Source organism: Serratia sp. ASV30 (assembly GCF_016428815.1).
In the GTDB taxonomy this organism is placed as follows: domain Bacteria; phylum Pseudomonadota; class Gammaproteobacteria; order Enterobacterales; family Enterobacteriaceae; genus Chania; species Chania fonticola_C.
Genome location: NZ_JAELTL010000011.1, coordinates 82,503 through 101,402 on the forward strand (window position 1 = coordinate 82,503; position 18,900 = coordinate 101,402).

Annotated in this window: 14 protein-coding genes; 10 read left to right on the forward strand and 4 right to left on the reverse strand. The window is 52.3% G+C overall.

Features of this window, described 5'->3' with window-relative positions:
* Window positions 1–67 precede the first annotated feature (67 nt).
* The 6 genes from JHD74_RS07225 to JHD74_RS07250 all read left to right on the forward strand — a co-directional run bounded on the left by JHD74_RS07225 (window position 68) and on the right by JHD74_RS07250 (window position 8,144).
* Window positions 68–856: a DUF2877 domain-containing protein gene (locus JHD74_RS07225; protein ID WP_199062241.1), complete on the forward strand. Its 789-nt coding sequence runs from the start codon at window positions 68–70 to the stop codon at window positions 854–856.
* A complete protein-coding gene (gene fdrA, locus JHD74_RS07230; protein WP_024530333.1) occupies window positions 816–2,363 on the forward strand; it encodes an acyl-CoA synthetase FdrA in 1,548 nt (515 codons plus the stop codon). Before JHD74_RS07225 ends, fdrA begins: the two co-directional genes overlap by 41 nt.
* The gene (locus JHD74_RS07235; protein WP_024530334.1) at window positions 2,363–3,781 is read left to right on the forward strand and encodes a DUF1116 domain-containing protein; all 1,419 of its coding nucleotides are present in this window, start codon (window positions 2,363–2,365) and stop codon (window positions 3,779–3,781) included. The genes fdrA and JHD74_RS07235 overlap by 1 nt, the downstream gene beginning before the upstream one ends.
* 245 nt (window positions 3,782–4,026) lie before the next feature.
* Window positions 4,027–5,577 (forward strand): xanthine permease, encoded by a 1,551-nt coding sequence (locus tag JHD74_RS07240; RefSeq protein WP_024530335.1) that lies wholly within the window; start codon window positions 4,027–4,029, stop codon window positions 5,575–5,577.
* Between the two features lie 208 nt (window positions 5,578–5,785).
* On the forward strand, window positions 5,786–6,736 hold the full coding sequence (locus JHD74_RS07245; protein WP_199062243.1) for a carbamate kinase family protein: 951 nt from the start codon (window positions 5,786–5,788) through the stop codon (window positions 6,734–6,736).
* A gap of 13 nt (window positions 6,737–6,749) precedes the next feature.
* Complete coding sequence (locus tag JHD74_RS07250; protein ID WP_024530337.1) at window positions 6,750–8,144, forward strand: amidohydrolase family protein; 1,395 nt, start codon at window positions 6,750–6,752, stop codon at window positions 8,142–8,144.
* A gap of 56 nt (window positions 8,145–8,200) precedes the next feature.
* On the opposite strand, the gene JHD74_RS07255 is transcribed toward JHD74_RS07250, so the two are convergent.
* The 4 genes from JHD74_RS07255 to murQ form a co-directional block, all read right to left on the reverse strand.
* Entirely contained in the window at window positions 8,201–8,401 is a 201-nt protein-coding gene (locus JHD74_RS07255; RefSeq protein WP_074027884.1) for a hypothetical protein, read from the reverse strand.
* A gap of 159 nt (window positions 8,402–8,560) precedes the next feature.
* Window positions 8,561–10,285, reverse strand: a complete 1,725-nt coding sequence (locus JHD74_RS07260; protein WP_199062245.1) for a PglL family O-oligosaccharyltransferase — start codon at window positions 10,283–10,285, stop codon at window positions 8,561–8,563.
* Between the two features lie 390 nt (window positions 10,286–10,675).
* On the reverse strand, window positions 10,676–12,127 hold the full coding sequence (gene murP / locus JHD74_RS07265) for a PTS N-acetylmuramic acid transporter subunit IIBC (RefSeq protein WP_074027883.1): 1,452 nt from the start codon (window positions 12,125–12,127) through the stop codon (window positions 10,676–10,678).
* Window positions 12,128–12,129: 2 nt separating this feature from the next.
* Window positions 12,130–13,038, reverse strand: a complete 909-nt coding sequence (gene murQ, locus JHD74_RS07270; protein ID WP_199062247.1) for an N-acetylmuramic acid 6-phosphate etherase — start codon at window positions 13,036–13,038, stop codon at window positions 12,130–12,132.
* A 228-nt stretch (window positions 13,039–13,266) separates the two neighbouring features.
* Here murQ and JHD74_RS07275 point away from each other — a divergent pair, with 228 nt between their 5' ends.
* The 4 genes from JHD74_RS07275 (at window position 13,267) to JHD74_RS07290 (ending at window position 18,741) form a co-directional block, all read left to right on the forward strand.
* Window positions 13,267–14,127 (forward strand): SIS domain-containing protein, encoded by an 861-nt coding sequence (locus tag JHD74_RS07275; RefSeq protein ID WP_024530342.1) that lies wholly within the window; start codon window positions 13,267–13,269, stop codon window positions 14,125–14,127.
* Window positions 14,128–14,406: 279 nt separating this feature from the next.
* Window positions 14,407–16,272, forward strand: coding sequence for a glycoside hydrolase family 3 protein (locus tag JHD74_RS07280; protein WP_199062249.1), 1,866 nt, complete (start codon window positions 14,407–14,409; stop codon window positions 16,270–16,272).
* 18 nt (window positions 16,273–16,290) lie between these two features.
* A complete protein-coding gene (locus JHD74_RS07285; RefSeq protein ID WP_024530344.1) occupies window positions 16,291–17,376 on the forward strand; it encodes a hypothetical protein in 1,086 nt (361 codons plus the stop codon).
* 36 nt (window positions 17,377–17,412) lie between these two features.
* Window positions 17,413–18,741 (forward strand): exo-beta-N-acetylmuramidase NamZ domain-containing protein, encoded by a 1,329-nt coding sequence (locus JHD74_RS07290; RefSeq protein ID WP_199062250.1) that lies wholly within the window; start codon window positions 17,413–17,415, stop codon window positions 18,739–18,741.
* The last annotated feature ends 159 nt before the right edge of the window (window positions 18,742–18,900 follow it).

The following is an 18,900-nucleotide window of genomic DNA, read 5'->3' on the forward strand; positions in this document are numbered from 1 at the left end:
GAGGCTAAGTGGGCAGGTCGAACAGGTTTTTTCACGCGCGGTAAACCTGTTCGTTCCCGAGCAGAACATGCTCTACACGTTATTAAGCGACGAGTACGATAACGCCCCCAATAGTTGCCGCATAGCGCTCAGGCACTGTGACCAGATATTTAGCCCAGGAGATCGCGTCGAGTTTTCTCAGGGCAGCATTGAAATAGGTCAGCATAGTTGGATTGATTTATCTCACTGCCAGACATGGCAGCAGCCTGACCTGTATTTAACCGAAGCAAGCAGAGCATCAATTGCTTGGCACCAATGGGGGGCTTGCATTAATCAACAGGCTTCATCCGGTAATTCGCTGTTTAATTACCGTGGCGAGAATATATTTTATCGGGAAATGGCCAGATTATTACAACTTCATCGTGATGCGTTATTTCTAGCGATACGGCGCAATGAAGATCCCGACGAGGCCTTACATTCTCTCATTGGTTTGGGAATTGGCCTGACGCCTTCCGGTGATGATTATCTGGTTGGGCTTTACTCTATATTATTGCTACCCGGTCATCCGGCGCGAAAATATCGCGAGGTTTTTCTGGCAGTGCTGGAGAAAGCACAACATAAAACCACGCTGCTAAGCGCTATTACCTTAGAAACGGCAATCAATCAGCGTTACCGACAGGTGATTAGTCACCTGTTAGAAAAATTAGTACACGACGATCGTCACCTTATTATCGATACCATTAACAAGATTAAACAGATCGGTTCAAGTTCGGGTTGCGACATGCTGTATGGCATGGCCGATGCCTGCCTCTTGACCTCATATTTTGGAGAAAAATATGCCCATCAGGATCGTGGTAAAAAACAACACCTGGTTTGACTCTGTTTCGCTGATGTCTATTTCCACCAAAGCGAACAAACTTGAAGGCGTTGAACAAGCGTTTGTGGCCATGGCCACGGAGATGAACAAAGGGGTACTGGAGAACCTGGGCTTGTTAACCCCAGAACTGGAAGCCGCCAAAAATGGCGATCTGATGATCGTGATTAAGGGTGCCAGCGATGAAGCTAATGAGGCGACTCTGCAAGCGATCGAAGCCTTGTTCACCCACAAAGATAAAGGTGGCCGTCACGAAGCGCGTTACGCCACCCTCGCCAGTGCGAAAACTCATATCCCGGAGAGCAACCTCGCGGTGATCTCGGTAAACGGGTTGTACGCGGCACGTGAAGCCCGTCAAGCGCTGGAAAACGACCTCAACGTGATGCTGTTCTCCGATAACGTCTCCATCGAAGATGAATTGGCGTTGAAACAGTTGGCGCATGAAAAAGGCCTGCTGATGATGGGGCCAGACTGCGGCACCGCCATCATTAATGGCACAGCGCTGTGTTTTGGTAACGCGGTTCGCCGTGGCAACATCGGTATTATCGGCGCATCCGGCACCGGTAGCCAGGAGTTGAGCGTACGTATCCATGAGTTCGGCGGTGGTATTTCGCAACTGATTGGCACCGGCGGGCGCGATCTGAGCGAAAAAATTGGCGGCCGGATGATGCTGGACGCGCTGGAAATGTTAGAGAACGACAACGGTACAGAGGTGATTGTACTGGTCTCCAAACCCCCTGCCCCTGCCGTGGCACACACCGTGCTCGAACGCGCCCGTGCCTGCCGTAAACCCGTGGTGGTTTGCTTCCTTGGGCGCAATGAGCCACCAGCCGATGAACCAGGGTTACAGTTTGCACGTGCAACCAAGCAGGCAGCGTTAAAGGCCGTGTTGCTTACCGGCATCAAAGAAGAGTCGCTCGACCTGCATCCACTGAACTGGCCGCTGATTGAAGAAGTGCGTGCCAAGCTGACGCCGCAGCAAAAATACATTCGTGGTCTGTTCTGTGGCGGCACTTTGTGCGACGAAGCGATGTTTGCCGCACTGGAAAAATACGACGACGTTTACAGCAATATTCAGCCCGACCCGGCCATGCGCCTGCAAGACCTCAACCGCAGCGTGGCACACACCTTCCTCGACTTTGGCGATGACGACTTCACCAATGGCAAACCGCACCCGATGATCGACCCGACCAACCGCATCCAACGTCTGTTGCAGGAAGCGCGCGATCCCGAAGTTGGCGTGATCGTGATGGACTTCGTGCTTGGCTTTGGCTCTCACGAAGATCCGGTGGGCGTAATGATCGAGGCGATCAAAGAGGCCAAGGCCATTGCGTCCAGCGAGAGCCGACCGTTGGAGATCCTCGGCTATGTGCTGGGCACCGATCTCGATACGCCGTCGCTACAGCAGCAGTGCCAGATGCTCACCGATGCGGGAGTGATCTGGGCTAGCAGCAGCACCAATACCGGATTGCTGGCGCGTGAATTTGTTTGTAAAGGAGGGAAAGCCTGATGAGCCACACGTTATTCAACCAACCGCTGAACGTCATTAACGTCGGTATCGCCATGTTCAGTGATGATCTCAAAAAACAGCATGTGCCGGTAACCCAGCTCGATTGGACTCCACCGGGCCAGGGCAATATGGCGGTGGTTGAGGCACTCGATCAGATTGCCTCCCCCGCGCTTGCCGAGAAAGTGGCTGCCGCGAACAAACTGGCGCTGGAGCGCATTATTCAGTCGCATCCGGTGCTGGTAGGTTATGACCAGGCGATCAACGTCGTCCCTGGTATGACGCGCAACACCATTTTACATGCTGGCCCACCGATCACCTGGCAGAAAATGTGCGGTGGGATGAAAGGCGCGGTCACCGGTGCGCTGGTGTTTGAAGGACTGGCAGCCAACCTCGACGAGGCAGCAGAATTGGCAGCATCCGGCGAAATCATCTTCTCGCCGTGCCACGAGCATGATTGCGTGGGTTCGATGGCAGGCGTGACGTCCGCGTCAATGTTCATGCATATCGTCGAGAACAAAACCTACGGCAACCGCGCATATACCAATATGAGCGAGCAGATGGCGAAGATCCTGCGCATGGGGGCCAATGACCAAAGCGTGATTGACCGACTCAACTGGATGCGCGATGTGCAAGGCCCGATGCTGCGAGATGCCATGAAGCTGGCCGGTGAGATCGACCTGCGGCTGATGCTGGCGCAAGCGCTGCATATGGGCGACGAGTGCCACAACCGCAACAATGCGGGCACTTCACTGCTGATCCAGGCGCTGACGCCGTGGATTATCCAGGCGGGCTACCCGGTTGAGCAGCAGCGCGAGGTCTTCGACTTTGTCGCCAGCAGCGATTACTTCTCCGGCCCAACCTGGATGGCGATGTGTAAAGCGGCAATGGATGCGGCGCACGGTATTGAGTACAGCACCGTGGTCACCACCATGGCGCGTAACGGCGTTGAGTTTGGTCTGCGCATCAGCGGGCTACCGGGCCAGTGGTTTACCGGCCCAGCGCAGCAGGTTATCGGCCCGATGTTTGCAGGCTATAAACCGGAAGACTCAGGGCTGGATATCGGTGACAGCGCCATCACCGAAACCTACGGCATTGGTGGTTTTGCCATGGCAACCGCTCCGGCCATCGTTGCACTGGTCGGGGGCACGGTGGATGAAGCGATCGATTTCTCACGCCAGATGCGTGAAATCACCTTGGGCGAAAACCCCAACGTCACTATTCCCCTGCTGTCGTTTATGGGGATCCCAACGGCGATCGATATTACCAAGGTCGGCAGCAGCGGCATCCTGCCGGTGATCAATACCGCCATTGCCCATAAGGATGCCGGGATCGGCATGATCGGTGCCGGGATTGTGCACCCGCCGTTCGCCTGTTTTGAGAAAGCAATACTGAGGTATCGCGACCACTACTGCCAATAACAATATACCCGTCGTCTTTCAAGCTGCAGCGTTGTTACCTGCACTATCTCACCCCAGTCACTTACAAAAACGTAAGCTCCTGGGGATGAGATAGTTTGTCGCCTAGCTGCAACTTGAAATTCATAGGGTAACCGGGGCTAACCCAGCGTTAGCCCCACCTGACACCAGAGAGTTGTTCACCTGCAGGACCAATGGCGATCCCGTTGATCGTCGAGAGTTGTTAAACGACCTGTGAAGGATTTTCCATGAACAAAATGAAATTAGAGTGGAAACGCGGTGACTGGGCAGCCTACTTCGGGCTGATGACCAATAACCTGACCAACCTGCTCACCATGATGGGGTTACTCATCTTTGTGGTGGGTATTCCCAAAGAGATTGTCTACGGGCGCATAGCCCCGGCCTTTGGCCTGGCCGTGATGATGGCCAGCATCTGTTACACCTGGTTCGGCCTGCAAATGGCTCGCCAGACCGGGCGGAGCGATGTGACCGCGCTGCCTTCTGGCCCGAGTGCGCCGTCTATTTTTACCGTGACCTTCCTGGTGCTGATGCCGGTTTATCAGTCGACCGGCGATGCGGACTTTGCCATTTCGATCGGCCTGGTGTGGTGCTTTGTTGAAGCACTGATCCTGGTGGGTGGCTCTTTCCTCGGCGAAACCATCCGCAAGATGATCCCGCGCACCGTGCTGCTCTCCTGCCTTTCCGGCCTGGGGCTGTTGCTACTGGCGATGAACCCGATGTTGCAGGCGTTCGAAGCGCCGACCGTTTCGTTCATCGTGCTGCTGCTGATCTTTATCAACTGGTTTGGCAAAAAGCCAATATTCGCCCGCATTCCGACCGGTTTGCTGCTGCTGATCGCCGGTACTGCGCTGGCGTGGATCTCCGGCCTGCAAAGCCCAGATGCGATTAAAGCCTCAATGTCTTCCTTTGGCTTTAACCCGCCAGGATTCCATGTCGACAGCTTCATGCAGGGCCTGCCACACGCGCTGCCGTATCTGGCCTCTGCCGTCCCGCTGGGGCTGGCGAACTACATCTTTGACCTAGAGAACATCGAGAGTGCGCACGCCGCCGGGGATGAATACAACACCCGCAAAGTGATGATGGCCAACGGCCTCTCCTCCATGTTCGGCTGCCTGCTGGGCAACCCGTTCCCGGTGACCGTGTATGTTGGCCACGCCGGTTGGAAAGCCATGGGGGCCAGCATTGGTTACACCTTGGCGTCCGGCGTGACGATGTTCCTGGTTCCGCTGTTCGGGCTGGGTGCCTTTATGTTGGCGGTGATCCCGATGACGGCGATCGTGCCTATCCTGGTGTTTATCGGCGTGGTCACCGCCAACCAGGTGGTGAGGGAAACGCCGAAAATCGAGGTCCCGGTGATCTTCATCTGCCTGTTCCCGTGGATCGCCAACTGGGGATTAACCATGGTTAACAGCGTGCTGGGGGCGGCGGGCACCTCGGGAGCCAAGCTGGGCGCTGAGTTGCTGCATAGCAAAGGCGTGTATTACCAGGGGCTGGTGCATTTGGGTAGCGGTGCGCCACTGGCCAGTATGCTGTGGGGCTGTGTCGCGATTTTCGCCATCATCAACAAACCGCTGCGTGGTGCGGTGGCGGCGGCAACTGGTGCTCTGCTGGCCCTGTTCGGCGTGATCCATGCGCCAGCCGTGGGCTTTGCCGAGGGAAGCTCATTGCTGTTCACGCTGGCTTACCTGATGATGTCGGCCATGTTTGTGGTGAAGCATTTTCTCGATAGCCGTGAAACGGTTCCAGCTCCAGTGCAAGAGCCAACCAAAACCGCCTGACCTCTCATCCCTACCCTCTCCCACAGGGAGAGGGAGTTGCCCCGAGTGCGCAACCAGCCCGGACAGTAGGGAGTAATAAAAGCAAGGTATTACACGGAAAAATCAACGAACTCGATCGGTTCCCTCTCCCTGTGGGAGAGGGTTAGGGTGAGGGGCATTTATAGGTTCCCGCCCCTATTTAAACGGCCTTTTTAATCGGAAGACCCAGATGAAAGAACTCGTCGTCGTCGCCATTGGTGGCAACAGCATTATCAAAGACAACGCCAGCCAGACCGTGGAACATCAGGCCGAGGCGGTGAAAAAGGTCGCAGACTCGGTGCTGGAAATGCTGGCATCGGATTACCACATCGTACTCACCCACGGCAACGGTCCGCAGGTGGGGCTGGAATTACGCCGTGCAGAAGTGGCCCACGAACATGAAGGACTGCCGCTAACCCCGCTGGCCAACTGCGTGGCGGATACCCAGGGCGGTATCGGCTATCTCATTCAGCAGGCACTCAACAACCGTCTGGCACAGCATGGCGGGCAGAAAGCGGTAACCGTCATCACGCAGGTTGAGGTGGATAAACAGGATCCCGCCTTCACCACCCCCACCAAACCGATTGGCGCTTTCTTTAGCGAACAACAGCGCGATGCGTTATTGCAGCAATACCCCTCCTGGCGTTTTGTAGAAGACTCCGGGCGCGGCTATCGCCGGGTGGTCGCCTCACCGGACCCCATCAGGATCGTCGAAGCCGACGCAATCAAGGCACTCACGCAACAAGGGTTTGTGGTGATTGGAGCGGGTGGCGGCGGCATCCCTGTCGCACGTAATCCACAAGGGGATTACCAAAGCGTCGATGCAGTAATCGATAAAGATCTGTCCACTGCCCTGCTCGCCAGGGAAATCCGCGCCGACGTACTGGTGATCACCACTGGCGTGGAGAAAGTGTGCATTCACTTTGGCAAGCCGAACCAACAAGCGTTAGGCCAGGTGAGCGTGGCCGAAATGACCCGCTATATGGCAGAGGGCCACTTCCCGGCAGGCAGCATGTTGCCGAAGATCGTCGCCAGCCTGGCGTTCTTACGCGACGGCGGCAAACGCGTCGTCATCACCTCGCCGGATTGCCTCCCCGCCGCACTGCGCGGTGAAACGGGCACCCATATCGTTAACCTCTGAGAGGCAACAACAGATGAATGAGAACAAAAGCCGCCGTGAGTTTTTGAGCCATAGTGGCAAAGTGGCTGCGGCCTGCGCACTATTGGGGGCAACCTCCTCCGTCGGTTATGCTGCTAACCCGGCAACCGCGAACTGTGAGGCAGATCGGCGCATGAAAATTACTGACAAGCACTATTATCTGGATAACGTGCTGCTAGAGGCGGGTTTTGAGTTTGACGGAGCAACCCCGGTCAGCACTCGCACCGAACTGAAAACGCTGGAGATCAATCAGGGCAAGATCGTTGCCTTGCGCGATAACCGCCAGCATGCGGACAGTACGCTGCCGGTTTACGACGCTGGCGGCAAACTGATGCTGCCCGCCATGCGAGATATGCACATCCATCTGGACAAAACCTTTTACGGCGGCCCATGGCGTTCGCTGAATCGCCCGGCGGGCACCACCATCAAGGATATGATCAGGCTGGAGCAGAAGCTGCTGCCGGAACTGCAACCTTACACCCAAGAGCGGGCCGAAAAGCTGATCGATTTAATTCAGTCCTATGGTTCCACCACCGCCCGCAGCCATTGCAACGTTGAGCCAACCTCGGGGCTGAAAAACCTGGAGAATCTGCAAGAAGTGCTGGCACGCCGCAAATCTGGCTTTGACTGCGAGATTGTCGCGTTCCCACAGCACGGCCTGTTGTATTCGAAATCAGAGCCGCTGATGCGTGAGGCAATGCAGGCAGGAGCGCACTATGTCGGTGGTCTGGATCCGACCAACGTCGATGGCGCAATGGAAAAGTCGCTCGATAGCATGTTCCAGATCGCGCTGGATTATAACAAAGGGGTGGACATCCACCTGCACGAAACCAGCCCGGCAGGCATTGCGGCGGTGAACTACATGGTAGCAACCGTCGAGAAAACGCCACAGTTAAAGGGCAAGCTGACCATTAGCCATGCCTTTGCGCTGGCAATGATGAATGAACAGCAGGTGGATGAGATTGCTACCCGTATGGCAGCACAGCAGATTACCATTGCCACCACGGTCCCTATCGGCACTATGCACATGCCGCTCAGCCAGCTGCGTGAGAAAGGCGTGTTTTTGATGACCGGCACCGACAGCGTGATCGACCACTGGTCGCCGTATGGCTTGGGCGACATGCTGGAGAAAGCCAACCTTTACGCTCAGCTTTACGTACGCCCGAATGAGGGAACTCTGTCACGTTCGTTGGCGCTCGCCACCGGTGATGTCTTGCCGCTGAATGACAAAGGGGAACGCGTATGGCCGAAAGCCCAGGACGATGCCAGTTTCGTGCTGGTTGATGCCTCCTGCTCCGCCGAAGCGGTAGCACGCATTTCCCCAAGAACCGCCACGTTCCATAAGGGCGAGATGGTTTGGGGCCACGTTGGGCAAGGTAGTAAGGCCTGATAGATGTGGTGACACCAGGGGTGCAGCACGCTGCGCCCATTTACATCATCATTGGCTTAACCCGTACATGCATTAACAATCCACCAGCAGAACAGACCGAGCAATGCCAAAAATACCAATAAGGTGATTAACACCCGTCTTCGCGTACGCCCTTTGGTAAAAGAATAAATGAAGTTCACAATTTCGTAGATGGCTTCCAATATCCCAAAAATAATTCTGAATACCATCCCAACCAAATCGCTGATAATGTCAAACATTCCCTGTTCCTTGCTATCCATATTAGGGCATACCGTACCAGCTAGGCACATGATAAGCCACTGACCTGCGCTGGCAGGCCAACGGATTGCCCACTCTTACCAGCGCATTGTGCGCTTACACGGGTCATAGTCCGCATCCCCGTGTAAACTTATCGCTCTTCACTCAGGCAAATCGTTTAAAAACCGTGGATCGGTGGGAAATAATGCCTTTGCTTCCTGATGTAAACGCCGGTAGGTGGCGGTATCCTGTCGATATTGCGCGATAACTAACCATGAGGCATAAACATTTTTATCGATCCGCTGAGCAAGATAGCCCTGTGCCCATTGGGCATAGTTTTCAAGCAAGCGGGGATCGCGGGTCTGGTTATACATTAGCAACGCATGGGTCTGTTGATCGTAATGCCAACGTTCGGTATTCACCCAGGGGTCAAACGCCATCGCACGGCGAGCGGGTTGAATATCCGCAAAGTGATTACGTTCAAAGGCGGTTAAAGACAAATTGGCATATAGCCCAATACTGGCCACTATGCAGATGGCGGCTGAAGCCATAGGCACTACAGTTCTTAAAAATGAGTGAGTTACTGAGGATAGCTTGGTGCGCTCTGTGGCCTTCTCCGTTTGGCAATCCCACTGTGCCAGCAGCAGTAAAAAAATGGCCCAATGTGCGCTAGACAGCATAAACGGGTATTCCGTTTGGCTGTGTAACAGCAAAGGGAGCAGCACGATGGCCAACGCCAGGCTTTCGCCTTTTTTTCGCCAGGATAGCCGGAGCAACCTGATACCGGCACACAGTAAGACTATCATGCCAGCCAAGGCAACCATGCCCCCTTCAACCCACCACAGCAAGATTTCATTATGCGGATGGCGCACCACGCCAAGACCCAATGTGGATAATCCGGCAGCCAAGCGATAGTGCTGAAAGCTATATTCGAATCCACCGTAACCCCAACCCAGCCAAGGCTTTTCGGCAATCATATTTATGCTGTCCTGCAACATGATCAACCGGGCCTGGTTTGATGTGGTGTGTTCAACCGTTTCAACTCCTCCATTTATTTGAAAAATGAATGCGATAGTGATACCCAAAAGCATTAGGCCTGTTGCGATACCCGTGAGCTTTTTTGCCTGCCGCCATCCCAACCAGAGCAACAATATCCCGCTGATAACGCCGCCAAGCCAACCTATCCGTGACTGTAACCACATCAACAATGCGGGAAACAGCACCAGCACCAACCCCAAGGCATAACGTCTGTATCGTTCTGCTTTTGGCTGGGTTAAGGAAAAATCAGGTAACAACAACAGCATTAATGCCAGTGCCAATCCGCTGGCTATAAAGCTGGCCAGAACATTCACCTGTTGGAAGACCCCATAAGGCCGGCCGTCTTTCATTGGGTAGTCAAACCAGGCTGGTACGGCTCCCGGTAAGGCCAATTGCCACAGAGCAATCAGCGCCTGGAATACCGCGGCCAGCAGAATGACGTAAAATAGCCAATGCCGGGCAAAGTGCGGTGGGCGATATTGCAACCATGATACGTAAAAAACCCAACCGCCAGCCAACCCAAGCCAACGTGCCAGCCCAGCACTCTGCCAATGTGGCGAGGTATATAATAGGGGAATTGCCAGGATCACCACGGCCAGCAGCAGCCAACGGGCAGTTACGCTAAGCGAGATGGGAGAGTTGGCCGATAGTGTCAACCAGAGGGTGGCAGTGACGGCAGCCATCACCGCCCAAGTCAGGATATTATGCGGCAGTTTCAGGCCACTTCCGCCCATATTGGGCAAGGCAAGCGGACTAAGAAATATCAACCAAATCAGTAACAGCCCTAGAGGCAATAAGGATAGTCCCACCGGGCTAGCCAATGGTAAAGGACTTTGTGGATGATGCATTTTTCACCTGATGAAATAAGCTTTAGTGTTGAGAGCGACGGTATTACTCTTTTATTCTTATCACTCTTCAAATTACGGGGGGGATAATAAATTTCACATCAATTATAGTCATTGATGTATTAGAGGCTACAACATCGTGACAAACCAATCAATTTAATGATTGATAATTAACAGCAAAATACATTTAATTTTTTATAATAAAAAATTAAATGTTAAGTGAACAGCAGAGATCGCAAACTCAATGGTAATACTGCTGAGTTCCCAGAGGGATGAATGCATGCCAATTCGATGTCAATTTATTGATTTTTTTTGCAAAAAAACACTCACCCCTTGGTGTTTGGCCCGGTAAGCCGGGCCATCATGCGATAAGAGGATTAATTCAACTTACAATTAACTTAAATCAACATCCTTGCTGCCAAACAGCCAGGTCAGAATAAATCCGGCGGTATAAGAGATCAAAATTCCGGCGACATACACCAGCATGCCAGCGAAAATCCCCTTGGCTGAAGTCATTAATGGAATCGACACCAGACCCGAAGGGCCAAACACCGTATTCAGCCCCACCGGCAACCCCATCCAGGCAACCAGACCGATAAAGAAGCCGCCGACCGCGCCCCCCAGGCAGGCGGTAACGAAGGGCTTCAAACGCGGTAAGGTGACACCGTAAATCAGCGGCTCACCAATCCCCAGCAGGCCGGGGAAAATGGCACCTTTAATCTGGGTACGCAGCAAAGAGCCTTTAGGTGACCGAGCAAACAGCGCCAGTGACGCTCCCACCTGCCCTGCACCGGCCATCGCCAGAATAGGGAACAGCGAGTTAAAGCCCTGTGCATCCATCAAGGCAAAGTAAACCGGCACAAAGCCCTGATGAATGCCAAACACTACGGCGATCAGGAACAACCCGGCCAGAATGGCGGTGCCGAACGGGTTGCCGTTCAGGTGCATAAACAGCCATGACATGCCCTTAAACAACTCACCGCCCACCGGCATAATCACCACAAAGGTAATGGCGCCAGTGATCAGCAGGGTAATTGACGAAGTCAGGATCATATCCAGATTATCGGGGATCACCCGGCGCACCTGCCTTTCGATCCATGCGCCCAAGATACAGGCCAGTAGAACCCCAATAATGTTACCGCGTGGGTCGATCGCCAGCCCAAAAAAGTCGCTCATCCCTGCGTAATAGCCTGTAGTTCCTTCAGGGACATAGCGTAAAACAAACAGTGAAGCGATGATCGCACCGTTAACCCCGGTGCCACCAAAGGCCTTCTGAGTATTAAAGCCGATCAGGATACTGAGGAAGGTAAACAAACCGATGCTGAACACTTTCATGTAAGCGATCAGCCCTTTGAGCCATGCGGCCGGTGCTACGCCCTCCACGATCAGCGTTTGCTGCATCAGGGTAGCAATCCCCAACAACAGCCCTGCGGCAATAAAACCTGGGATCAACGGCGTAAAAATCGTGGCAAACTTAGTCAGGAAATTATGTACCGCGCTATTTTGCTTGGCTTTCATCTGCTGCTTGTTTTCACTTGCCAGGGCCTGCAAGTCAGCTTGCTCCGCATTCCCCCGTTCCTGCTGCGGCTGCGCCGTTAACAACGCATTCATCATCTCGCTGGCAGTTTGAGCTTTGCCAGGGCCGAGGATAACCTGCAGTTGATCGTCGCCGTTAACTACCCCCATCACGCCAGGGATCTTCTTCAACTCATCGAGCCGTATCTGCTGACGATCTTTTAACGTCAGACGCAGCCTGGTCATGCAGTTACCGCAGATAATGATATTTTTACTGCCGCCGACCAGAAGTAAAATTTGCTCTATCATAGGAACGGTTATTTTCGCCATGGTTATGCCTGTATCCCTTGCAGTGCTTGACGGATAAATCCTTTGTTTTTACTCAAAACCGCGCTGGCCTCAGGGGCAGACAAGCCGCCGAGGATCATCACAATCGCGGTTTTGCAGTGACGCTGACATTGATTAAGTGCCTCTTCCGCCTCCTCTGGGCTGCACTCGGTGGCTTCAACCACGATATTGACCTGGCGCTGTATCAGCTTGGCGTTGGTGGCCTCTACGTCGACCATCAGGTTGCTGTAAATCTTGCCGCTGCGGATCATCGCGCCGGTGGTGATCATATTCAGGATTAACTTCTGCGCCGTTCCCGCTTTCATGCGCGACGACCCCGTCACCACTTCTGGGCCGACTACCGGTTCAATAGCGATATCGGCTGCCTGGCTCATTGCGCTATTCGGATTGCATGAGATGGCCACAGCAGTCGCCCCAACGCTACGGGCATACGCCATTGCCCCCAGTACATAAGGGGTGCGGCCACTCGCTGCGATGCCAACCAGCACATCACGCGCGTTGAAACCGAGATTACGCAGATCCTGTTCGCCCATTTGCGGATTATCTTCGGCATTTTCCACCGCCTGCAAAATCGCGGCATGCCCCCCGGCAATCAGACCAACGACCTGTTCACGCGGCGTGCCGTATGTTGGTGGGCACTCACTGGCATCCAGGATCCCCAACCGGCCAGAAGTGCCTGCGCCGCAATAAATCAATCGACCACCACAGGCAAACGCCTCTACTACCAGATCCACTACCCTGGCGATTTCTGGCAAGGTGGCAGCTACCGCCAGCGGCACTTTTTGGTCTTCGCTGTTGATTACTGCGAGCATGTCCAGAGTAGGTAGCGTGTCAATTTGCGAACTGGCCGGGTTGCGGCTTTCCGTCACCATCTGGCTTAAATTTATCTTCATAGGGGCTTCCAATGGGTTAAGATTTTCGACAATGTTAAGGAATTATTTATTCGGCAAATGTGATAATCGTCACGGTAAATCTATTCTCACCGACGAGTAAATCAGGAATAAGACGGAAAAATAACCGCCATTTAAACTTTAATTTTCAACAATTTCAAATAAATAAGTCAAAGGAATGAAAAGCCCCCTAACTGGAATAATCTATTACACACAGTGGAGATATTGTTGATGTCAGTCCTGAACGAAATCACCTGGTTGTTGCCAAGCCTGGCCGAAAACCAGCAAAAGATCGCTAAATATATCCTTGATAACCCGGAAGCCGTCCTGAGTATGTCTTCTTCCCAGTTTGCTGAAGATGCGGGGGTCAGCCAGTCAGCCATCGTCAAGTTTAGCCAGAAAATCGGCATGAAAGGCTTCCCTGCCCTGAAAATTGCCATCAGTGAGGAGCTGGGTAGAAATAACCTGTTCAAGTCCTATCCGCACAAGGCCTTGCATAACGCCATCTCGTCGGAAGATTCATTGATGGTGGTGGCACAAAAACTGGCCCATGAGAAAAATGCCGCGATCGTCGAGACGACAAAAAGGATCAATTTCGCCATTTTCCAACAGGTGGTCGATGCCATCGATAACGCGCAACGCGTACAGATCGTAGGCATTTGGGGCTCTGGCCTCACCGCCAAAGATCTGAGCTACAAATTACAGAAGATCGGTATCCTGAGCCTGGTGGAAGCCGACCTTCACGTCCAGATTGCCACCGCGCAGGCGCTAACCGCCAAAGACGTTCAAATCGTTATTTCTTTCAGTGGCCGCAGGAAAGATATGCATATCGCCGCCTCGATGGCCAAAGCACAGGGAGCGACGGTGGTCGCCATAACCGGCAGCAAGGACAATCCTTTAGCCAAAATAGCCGATTATGTATTGGAAAGTGTCTCTGATGAAAACGAGTGGCGTAGCTCTTCGATTTCGTCCAGAACCGCACAAAATACCCTGACGGATTTGATTTTCCTGGCGTTAATGCAACGACGCAAAGAGATTGCCAAACCTCTGGTGCTGAATGCGAGCATGACCATTAATAACCTGGACGACTGACCCCCAGAAAAAACCGAATACCATTAAAACAATGACAAGAATTATCTTAACTTTTTATGACGGGATTAAAATAATTACCGCAAGATATTCTTGCCCTTAAAGGGTTATTCTTTGCTCGCCCCCTTTACCAATCAAGCTGCGCGATACAATGCTGGTATAAAAAACCGGCATTATTCCTTTCCGCGCCACAAACACGAATCGTTCAACTGTGATAATTATCACTTTATTACCTGGTTTGGAATGTACAATCGCCGGAAATTGATACCTCGGAGTCATCCCATGAAAAAAATAATACCGGCCATCTTTTTATTTAGCGCCGGAAGCTATGCTGCCGCTATTCCAGAAGCCCAACTAAAAGAGATGTGGCTTTCCCCCAAAGGTGCAACTGAAAAACTCATTGCCGACATGAGTTTGGCAGAAAAACTCGGACAAATGTTGATGATTGACATTCGTTCCTGGGATGAAAATAGCAGCGAAAGCAAAACCCCTTTTACCGAGATGAATACCCACGTCAGTAAAATGATGACGGACTATCATTTGGGTTCAGTGATCCTGTTCCGTGAAAACCTGATTAACACTCCACAAACGGTTGAGTTGATTAATAATTTCCAGCACGCACGGACTAATTTACCACTGTTTATCAGTACCGATCAGGAAGGCGGCTATGTTACTCGTCTGCGTGTGGGCACCGAGATGCCGGGTAATATGGCGCTAGGCGCTACCGGTGTGGCCGATTTAGCCAAACAAGCCGGGAATATTCATGGTTATGAGTTAACCAGCCTTGGGTTTAACTTTAACTTTGGGCCGGTAGTGGATGTGAATAACAACCAGAATAATCCAGTCATCGGCGTTCGCTCTTATTCCGACGATCCGATTCTGGTTGGGAAATTAGCTCGCAGCTATATCGAGGGTATTCACCAATATCCGGTACTCACCTCTCTGAAGCACTTCCCTGGGCACGGCAACGTCGCCTCGGATACCCATTTTGCCCTCCCCAGCGTCAACACGGATAAGGCTTCATGGCAACAGACCGAACTGAAACCCTTTGTCGACTTAATGCCCGATACCGATGCCATCATGACCGCCCATGTGGTGGTGCCAGCGCTTGATAGCACCATCCTGACCAACATCAAGGGAGAGAAAATCGGTACCCCGGCCACCTTATCCAAAGCGATCCTGACCGATACCCTGCGTAATCAACTCAAGTTTGACGGGCTGATCCTGACGGATGCCATGGACATGGGGGCCATTACCGGCAATTTTGATCGTCATTGGTCCATCAAGCAGGCTATTTTAGCCGGTAATGATATCGTCTTGATGCCAATAGGGATTAAAGACAGCGCCAGCATTGAACAACTCGGCGAACTGTATGCTTATTTGCAGGCAGAAGCGGAGAAAGATCCGGTGCTGAAGCAACGCATTGAAGATTCTGCGCAGCGGGTGATTTATACCAAGCTCAATAAGCGCATCTCCCCTGCGCCTCATGATGCTGCCACGGCTGAAAGGATTGTCGCCTCCAAGGCGCACAAGGATCTGGAAAACGCCATTTCGGAGCAGGCCATTACGCTGATCAAAAATGAGCAGGTTCTGCCTTATGCGCTGAAACCACAAAACAACATCATGGTCTTTTCGGACGAAGGCCCACGCAATGAGTTAATCAACAAGCATCTGGGCCAGATTGCCAATGAGTTGAAAGTGGGATTAAACGTAAAGGATCAGGTGGTTAAGCTGGATCAGGATACATTAACGACAGAAGAAATTGAGCAGCAACTGCAAGGTCAGCAATTGGTTATCCTGGCCACCTACAACCTGAAGCTCAACCCAGTCAATGCCCAGCGCATCATCGACGTCGCCAATAAGCAAAACATTCCTCTGGTAGTTATTGCTACGCGCAACCCATATGACATTGCCTATTTATCTGACGTAAAGGCCAATATTGCGATTTATGGCATCACCGGTTTTGATGTGACCAATAACGTCCGCAACAGCCTGGAAACCAACATTCGCAGTGGTTTAAGAACGCTGTTCAAGGGGCCTACAGGGGATAGCCTTGCAACGCCTCACGGTAAATTGCCGGTTGATATTAAAACACCAGATAATAATAACGTGCTCTACCCACGCGGTTACGGATTAACGGCATTATAATATCTCTGAAGGTAAAACATGAAGATCTTAACAGGGCTAGTGATTTTCAGTGCTATTCTCATGGCACAACCGGTATTGGCTGATGAGTCTGAGACAGATTATGATCAGGAGATCATCAAACTCAATAAACGCATTCAGCAAATAGAAAAAGAAAAGAAAGAAGCACAGGATAAACTTAAACAACAAACCTGGCGCTTCGATACCTATATTGGCACCGAGCAGGAGATAGACAGTGACGACCGCTGGAAATATATCCGTGGCAGCGTAGCAACCTCGCCTTATGTCGGTGCCTTTATTTACCAGAATGATTCATTGTGGCTGTATGATGTCCAATTTTTGAAAACCTATCTGGACAATACGCCAGAATATGACCGCACTCGTTGGCAGGCAGGCGTCACCAGAACGTTTCCCTTCACTTTGGGAGGAAAAACTGGCAACACCAAATTACGCCTCGGTTATCGTAACGACAACTGGCATTATCCTTCCATCAGCAACCCAGCGCTGGCAGCACCGGAATACAAAGGGGATATCCGCAAGGGTGAGGAGCGGCACGAGATCTGGATCCGTCCGCAAGCCTATTACAAATACTCTGATAGCCTGAGTTTTAATGCCAGCCTCTCTTTCCGCCTGATTGACCGCAAGTTGGATTATGCGCGGGCCAAAGGGGATTATGGGGTTTACAAGCGCGATTGGAGCCAGATCAATGAGCACTTTGCGGGAGCAAACCTGACGTTTAACCAGAAAAATTCCCTCTGGCTGAACTATCTGTACATTGATGAGCAACTGGTCAATACGCTGTATAACAAGGAACATTTCCTGTGGGCGATTTACCGTTACAAGTTCGACAGTGGCGTGATGTTAATGCCTTATACCCGCCTGGCACTGACTAAAGGGACGCAAAGCTTCCGCGACTCCAGAAACCAGGAAACAGTTTATAAAGAGAAAGACCGTAGCCGTTACGGCTTCCAGGCAATCTATCCGTTTAACAAACAAACGTCGCTGTTTGTCGACAGTTATTACCGCCCGGAACAAACCTGGATGAACGGTGATAAAACCAGCAACAACTTCTGGTTCTGGGCACTGGAACTGCGGCATAACTTCTGACGGGCAATTGATCCCATTAACAGAGAGAAATAAGGAATGAGGCATCTGCTACTGACAGTGTTATTCCTGTGCTCGTCGTTCATCAGCGCTGGCTATGCCAGCGCTGTACCAGCCATAGTGCTAGGCGTCGATCAGGAACAAACCTATGGGCCACTGCTGAAAAACCAGCGCGTCGGCCTGATGGTGAACCAAAGCTCAATCAATAAACAGGGCCGGCACACCATCGACAAATTGCTCGCCGAGCAGGAAAAATATCAATTTACCGTGACCACCCTGTTCTCGGTAGAACATGGCATTCGCGGTAATGCCGATGCCGGGCTGGGCGACGATAATCATCTCGATAAACATAGCGGCCTGCCGATCGTGTCTTTGTATGGCCGGGATGAGGATGGGCGGTCTCGAGCCCATCCCACCGAGGCACAGTTAGCCAATGTCGATATCGTTATTTACGATCTGCAGGATGTGGGCGTTCGCTTCTTTACCTACACCATTTCCCTGCACCATATGCTGGAAAGCCTGCAAAAATACCATAAAAAAATGATGGTATTCGACCGGCCTAACCCGCTCGGCAGCCATGTGTATGGCCCTATTCTCGAGGAGGCAAACATCTCGGGGATTGGTATGCATCCGATACCGATGGTGCACGGGCTCACCTCGGGGGAGTTTGCCCGCATGATCACCGGCGAGGGTTGGCTGACAAATTTCAACGATACCAACTGGCAGGCCTTTGGCATCAAAGACTATCAGTTCCCCGCTAAAGACCTGATGGTGATCGGCATGGCTAACTATACCCATGACACCCCTTATTCACTGCCAGTACGGCCATCACCGAACCTGCGCAGCGATCTGGCCATCCAGCTCTACCCTTCTTTGGGCCTGTTTGAAGCCACCAGCGTCAATATGGGCAGAGGTTCAGACCATCCATTTGAACAACTGGGTTTTCCTAAGCGCCAGTTTTACGTCAATACCTGCTATCAGGTGGATATCAACCAGCAGAAAACCGGCTGGCCACAGGCCGGAAAGGAAGTGTGCGGGGAGATTTTGACCGCTACCGACATCGGCCAGGTTAAGCCAACGATACGTTATCTGGTCGACTGGTGGTTCAAGTTCAAGACTGCGGGCTATGAGATGGTGATCCCTGCAGCAAAAGAAGCGCAGTACCTGGATTATCAGGAGGAATTCTTCTTGATACGCCCCCAGTGGCTGGCCAAGCTCACCGGCACCAGCAAGCTGGTTACGTTGCTGAATGACGCAAGCGAAAGAAAGCTGTCTGTTGATGAAACGGTTAAATTCATCGAGGCCCAGTGGCAACCTGGGGTAGATAGCTATTTGCAACTGCGCGAGAAATATAAGCTTTACCCTTAACGAGGCTGCGATGGCGCAAGGGGCGCCACATGTTGCGCCCCCTACAAATTCAGTCATTGCCACGTTGTCATTAACCCTTCCCTTTTCCTATGACTTTGACTTTTGGTGGCGGTAGTCTTTGCCACCTCTTTTTTTGTGAGCCAGTTATGGGGCGCAGCA

Coding starts and splice junctions, on each gene's coding strand:
- JHD74_RS07225 (WP_199062241.1), top strand. CDS start 68: ATGCTCTACACGTTATTAAGCGACGAGTACGATAACGCCCCCAATAGT.
- fdrA (WP_024530333.1), top strand. CDS start 816: ATGCCCATCAGGATCGTGGTAAAAAACAACACCTGGTTTGACTCTGTT.
- JHD74_RS07235 (WP_024530334.1), top strand. CDS start 2,363: ATGAGCCACACGTTATTCAACCAACCGCTGAACGTCATTAACGTCGGT.
- JHD74_RS07240 (WP_024530335.1), top strand. CDS start 4,027: ATGAACAAAATGAAATTAGAGTGGAAACGCGGTGACTGGGCAGCCTAC.
- JHD74_RS07245 (WP_199062243.1), top strand. CDS start 5,786: ATGAAAGAACTCGTCGTCGTCGCCATTGGTGGCAACAGCATTATCAAA.
- JHD74_RS07250 (WP_024530337.1), top strand. CDS start 6,750: ATGAATGAGAACAAAAGCCGCCGTGAGTTTTTGAGCCATAGTGGCAAA.
- JHD74_RS07255 (WP_074027884.1), bottom strand. CDS start 8,401: ATGTTTGACATTATCAGCGATTTGGTTGGGATGGTATTCAGAATTATT.
- JHD74_RS07260 (WP_199062245.1), bottom strand. CDS start 10,285: ATGCATCATCCACAAAGTCCTTTACCATTGGCTAGCCCGGTGGGACTA.
- murP (WP_074027883.1), bottom strand. CDS start 12,127: ATGGCGAAAATAACCGTTCCTATGATAGAGCAAATTTTACTTCTGGTC.
- murQ (WP_199062247.1), bottom strand. CDS start 13,038: ATGAAGATAAATTTAAGCCAGATGGTGACGGAAAGCCGCAACCCGGCC.
- JHD74_RS07275 (WP_024530342.1), top strand. CDS start 13,267: ATGTCAGTCCTGAACGAAATCACCTGGTTGTTGCCAAGCCTGGCCGAA.
- JHD74_RS07280 (WP_199062249.1), top strand. CDS start 14,407: ATGAAAAAAATAATACCGGCCATCTTTTTATTTAGCGCCGGAAGCTAT.
- JHD74_RS07285 (WP_024530344.1), top strand. CDS start 16,291: ATGAAGATCTTAACAGGGCTAGTGATTTTCAGTGCTATTCTCATGGCA.
- JHD74_RS07290 (WP_199062250.1), top strand. CDS start 17,413: ATGAGGCATCTGCTACTGACAGTGTTATTCCTGTGCTCGTCGTTCATC.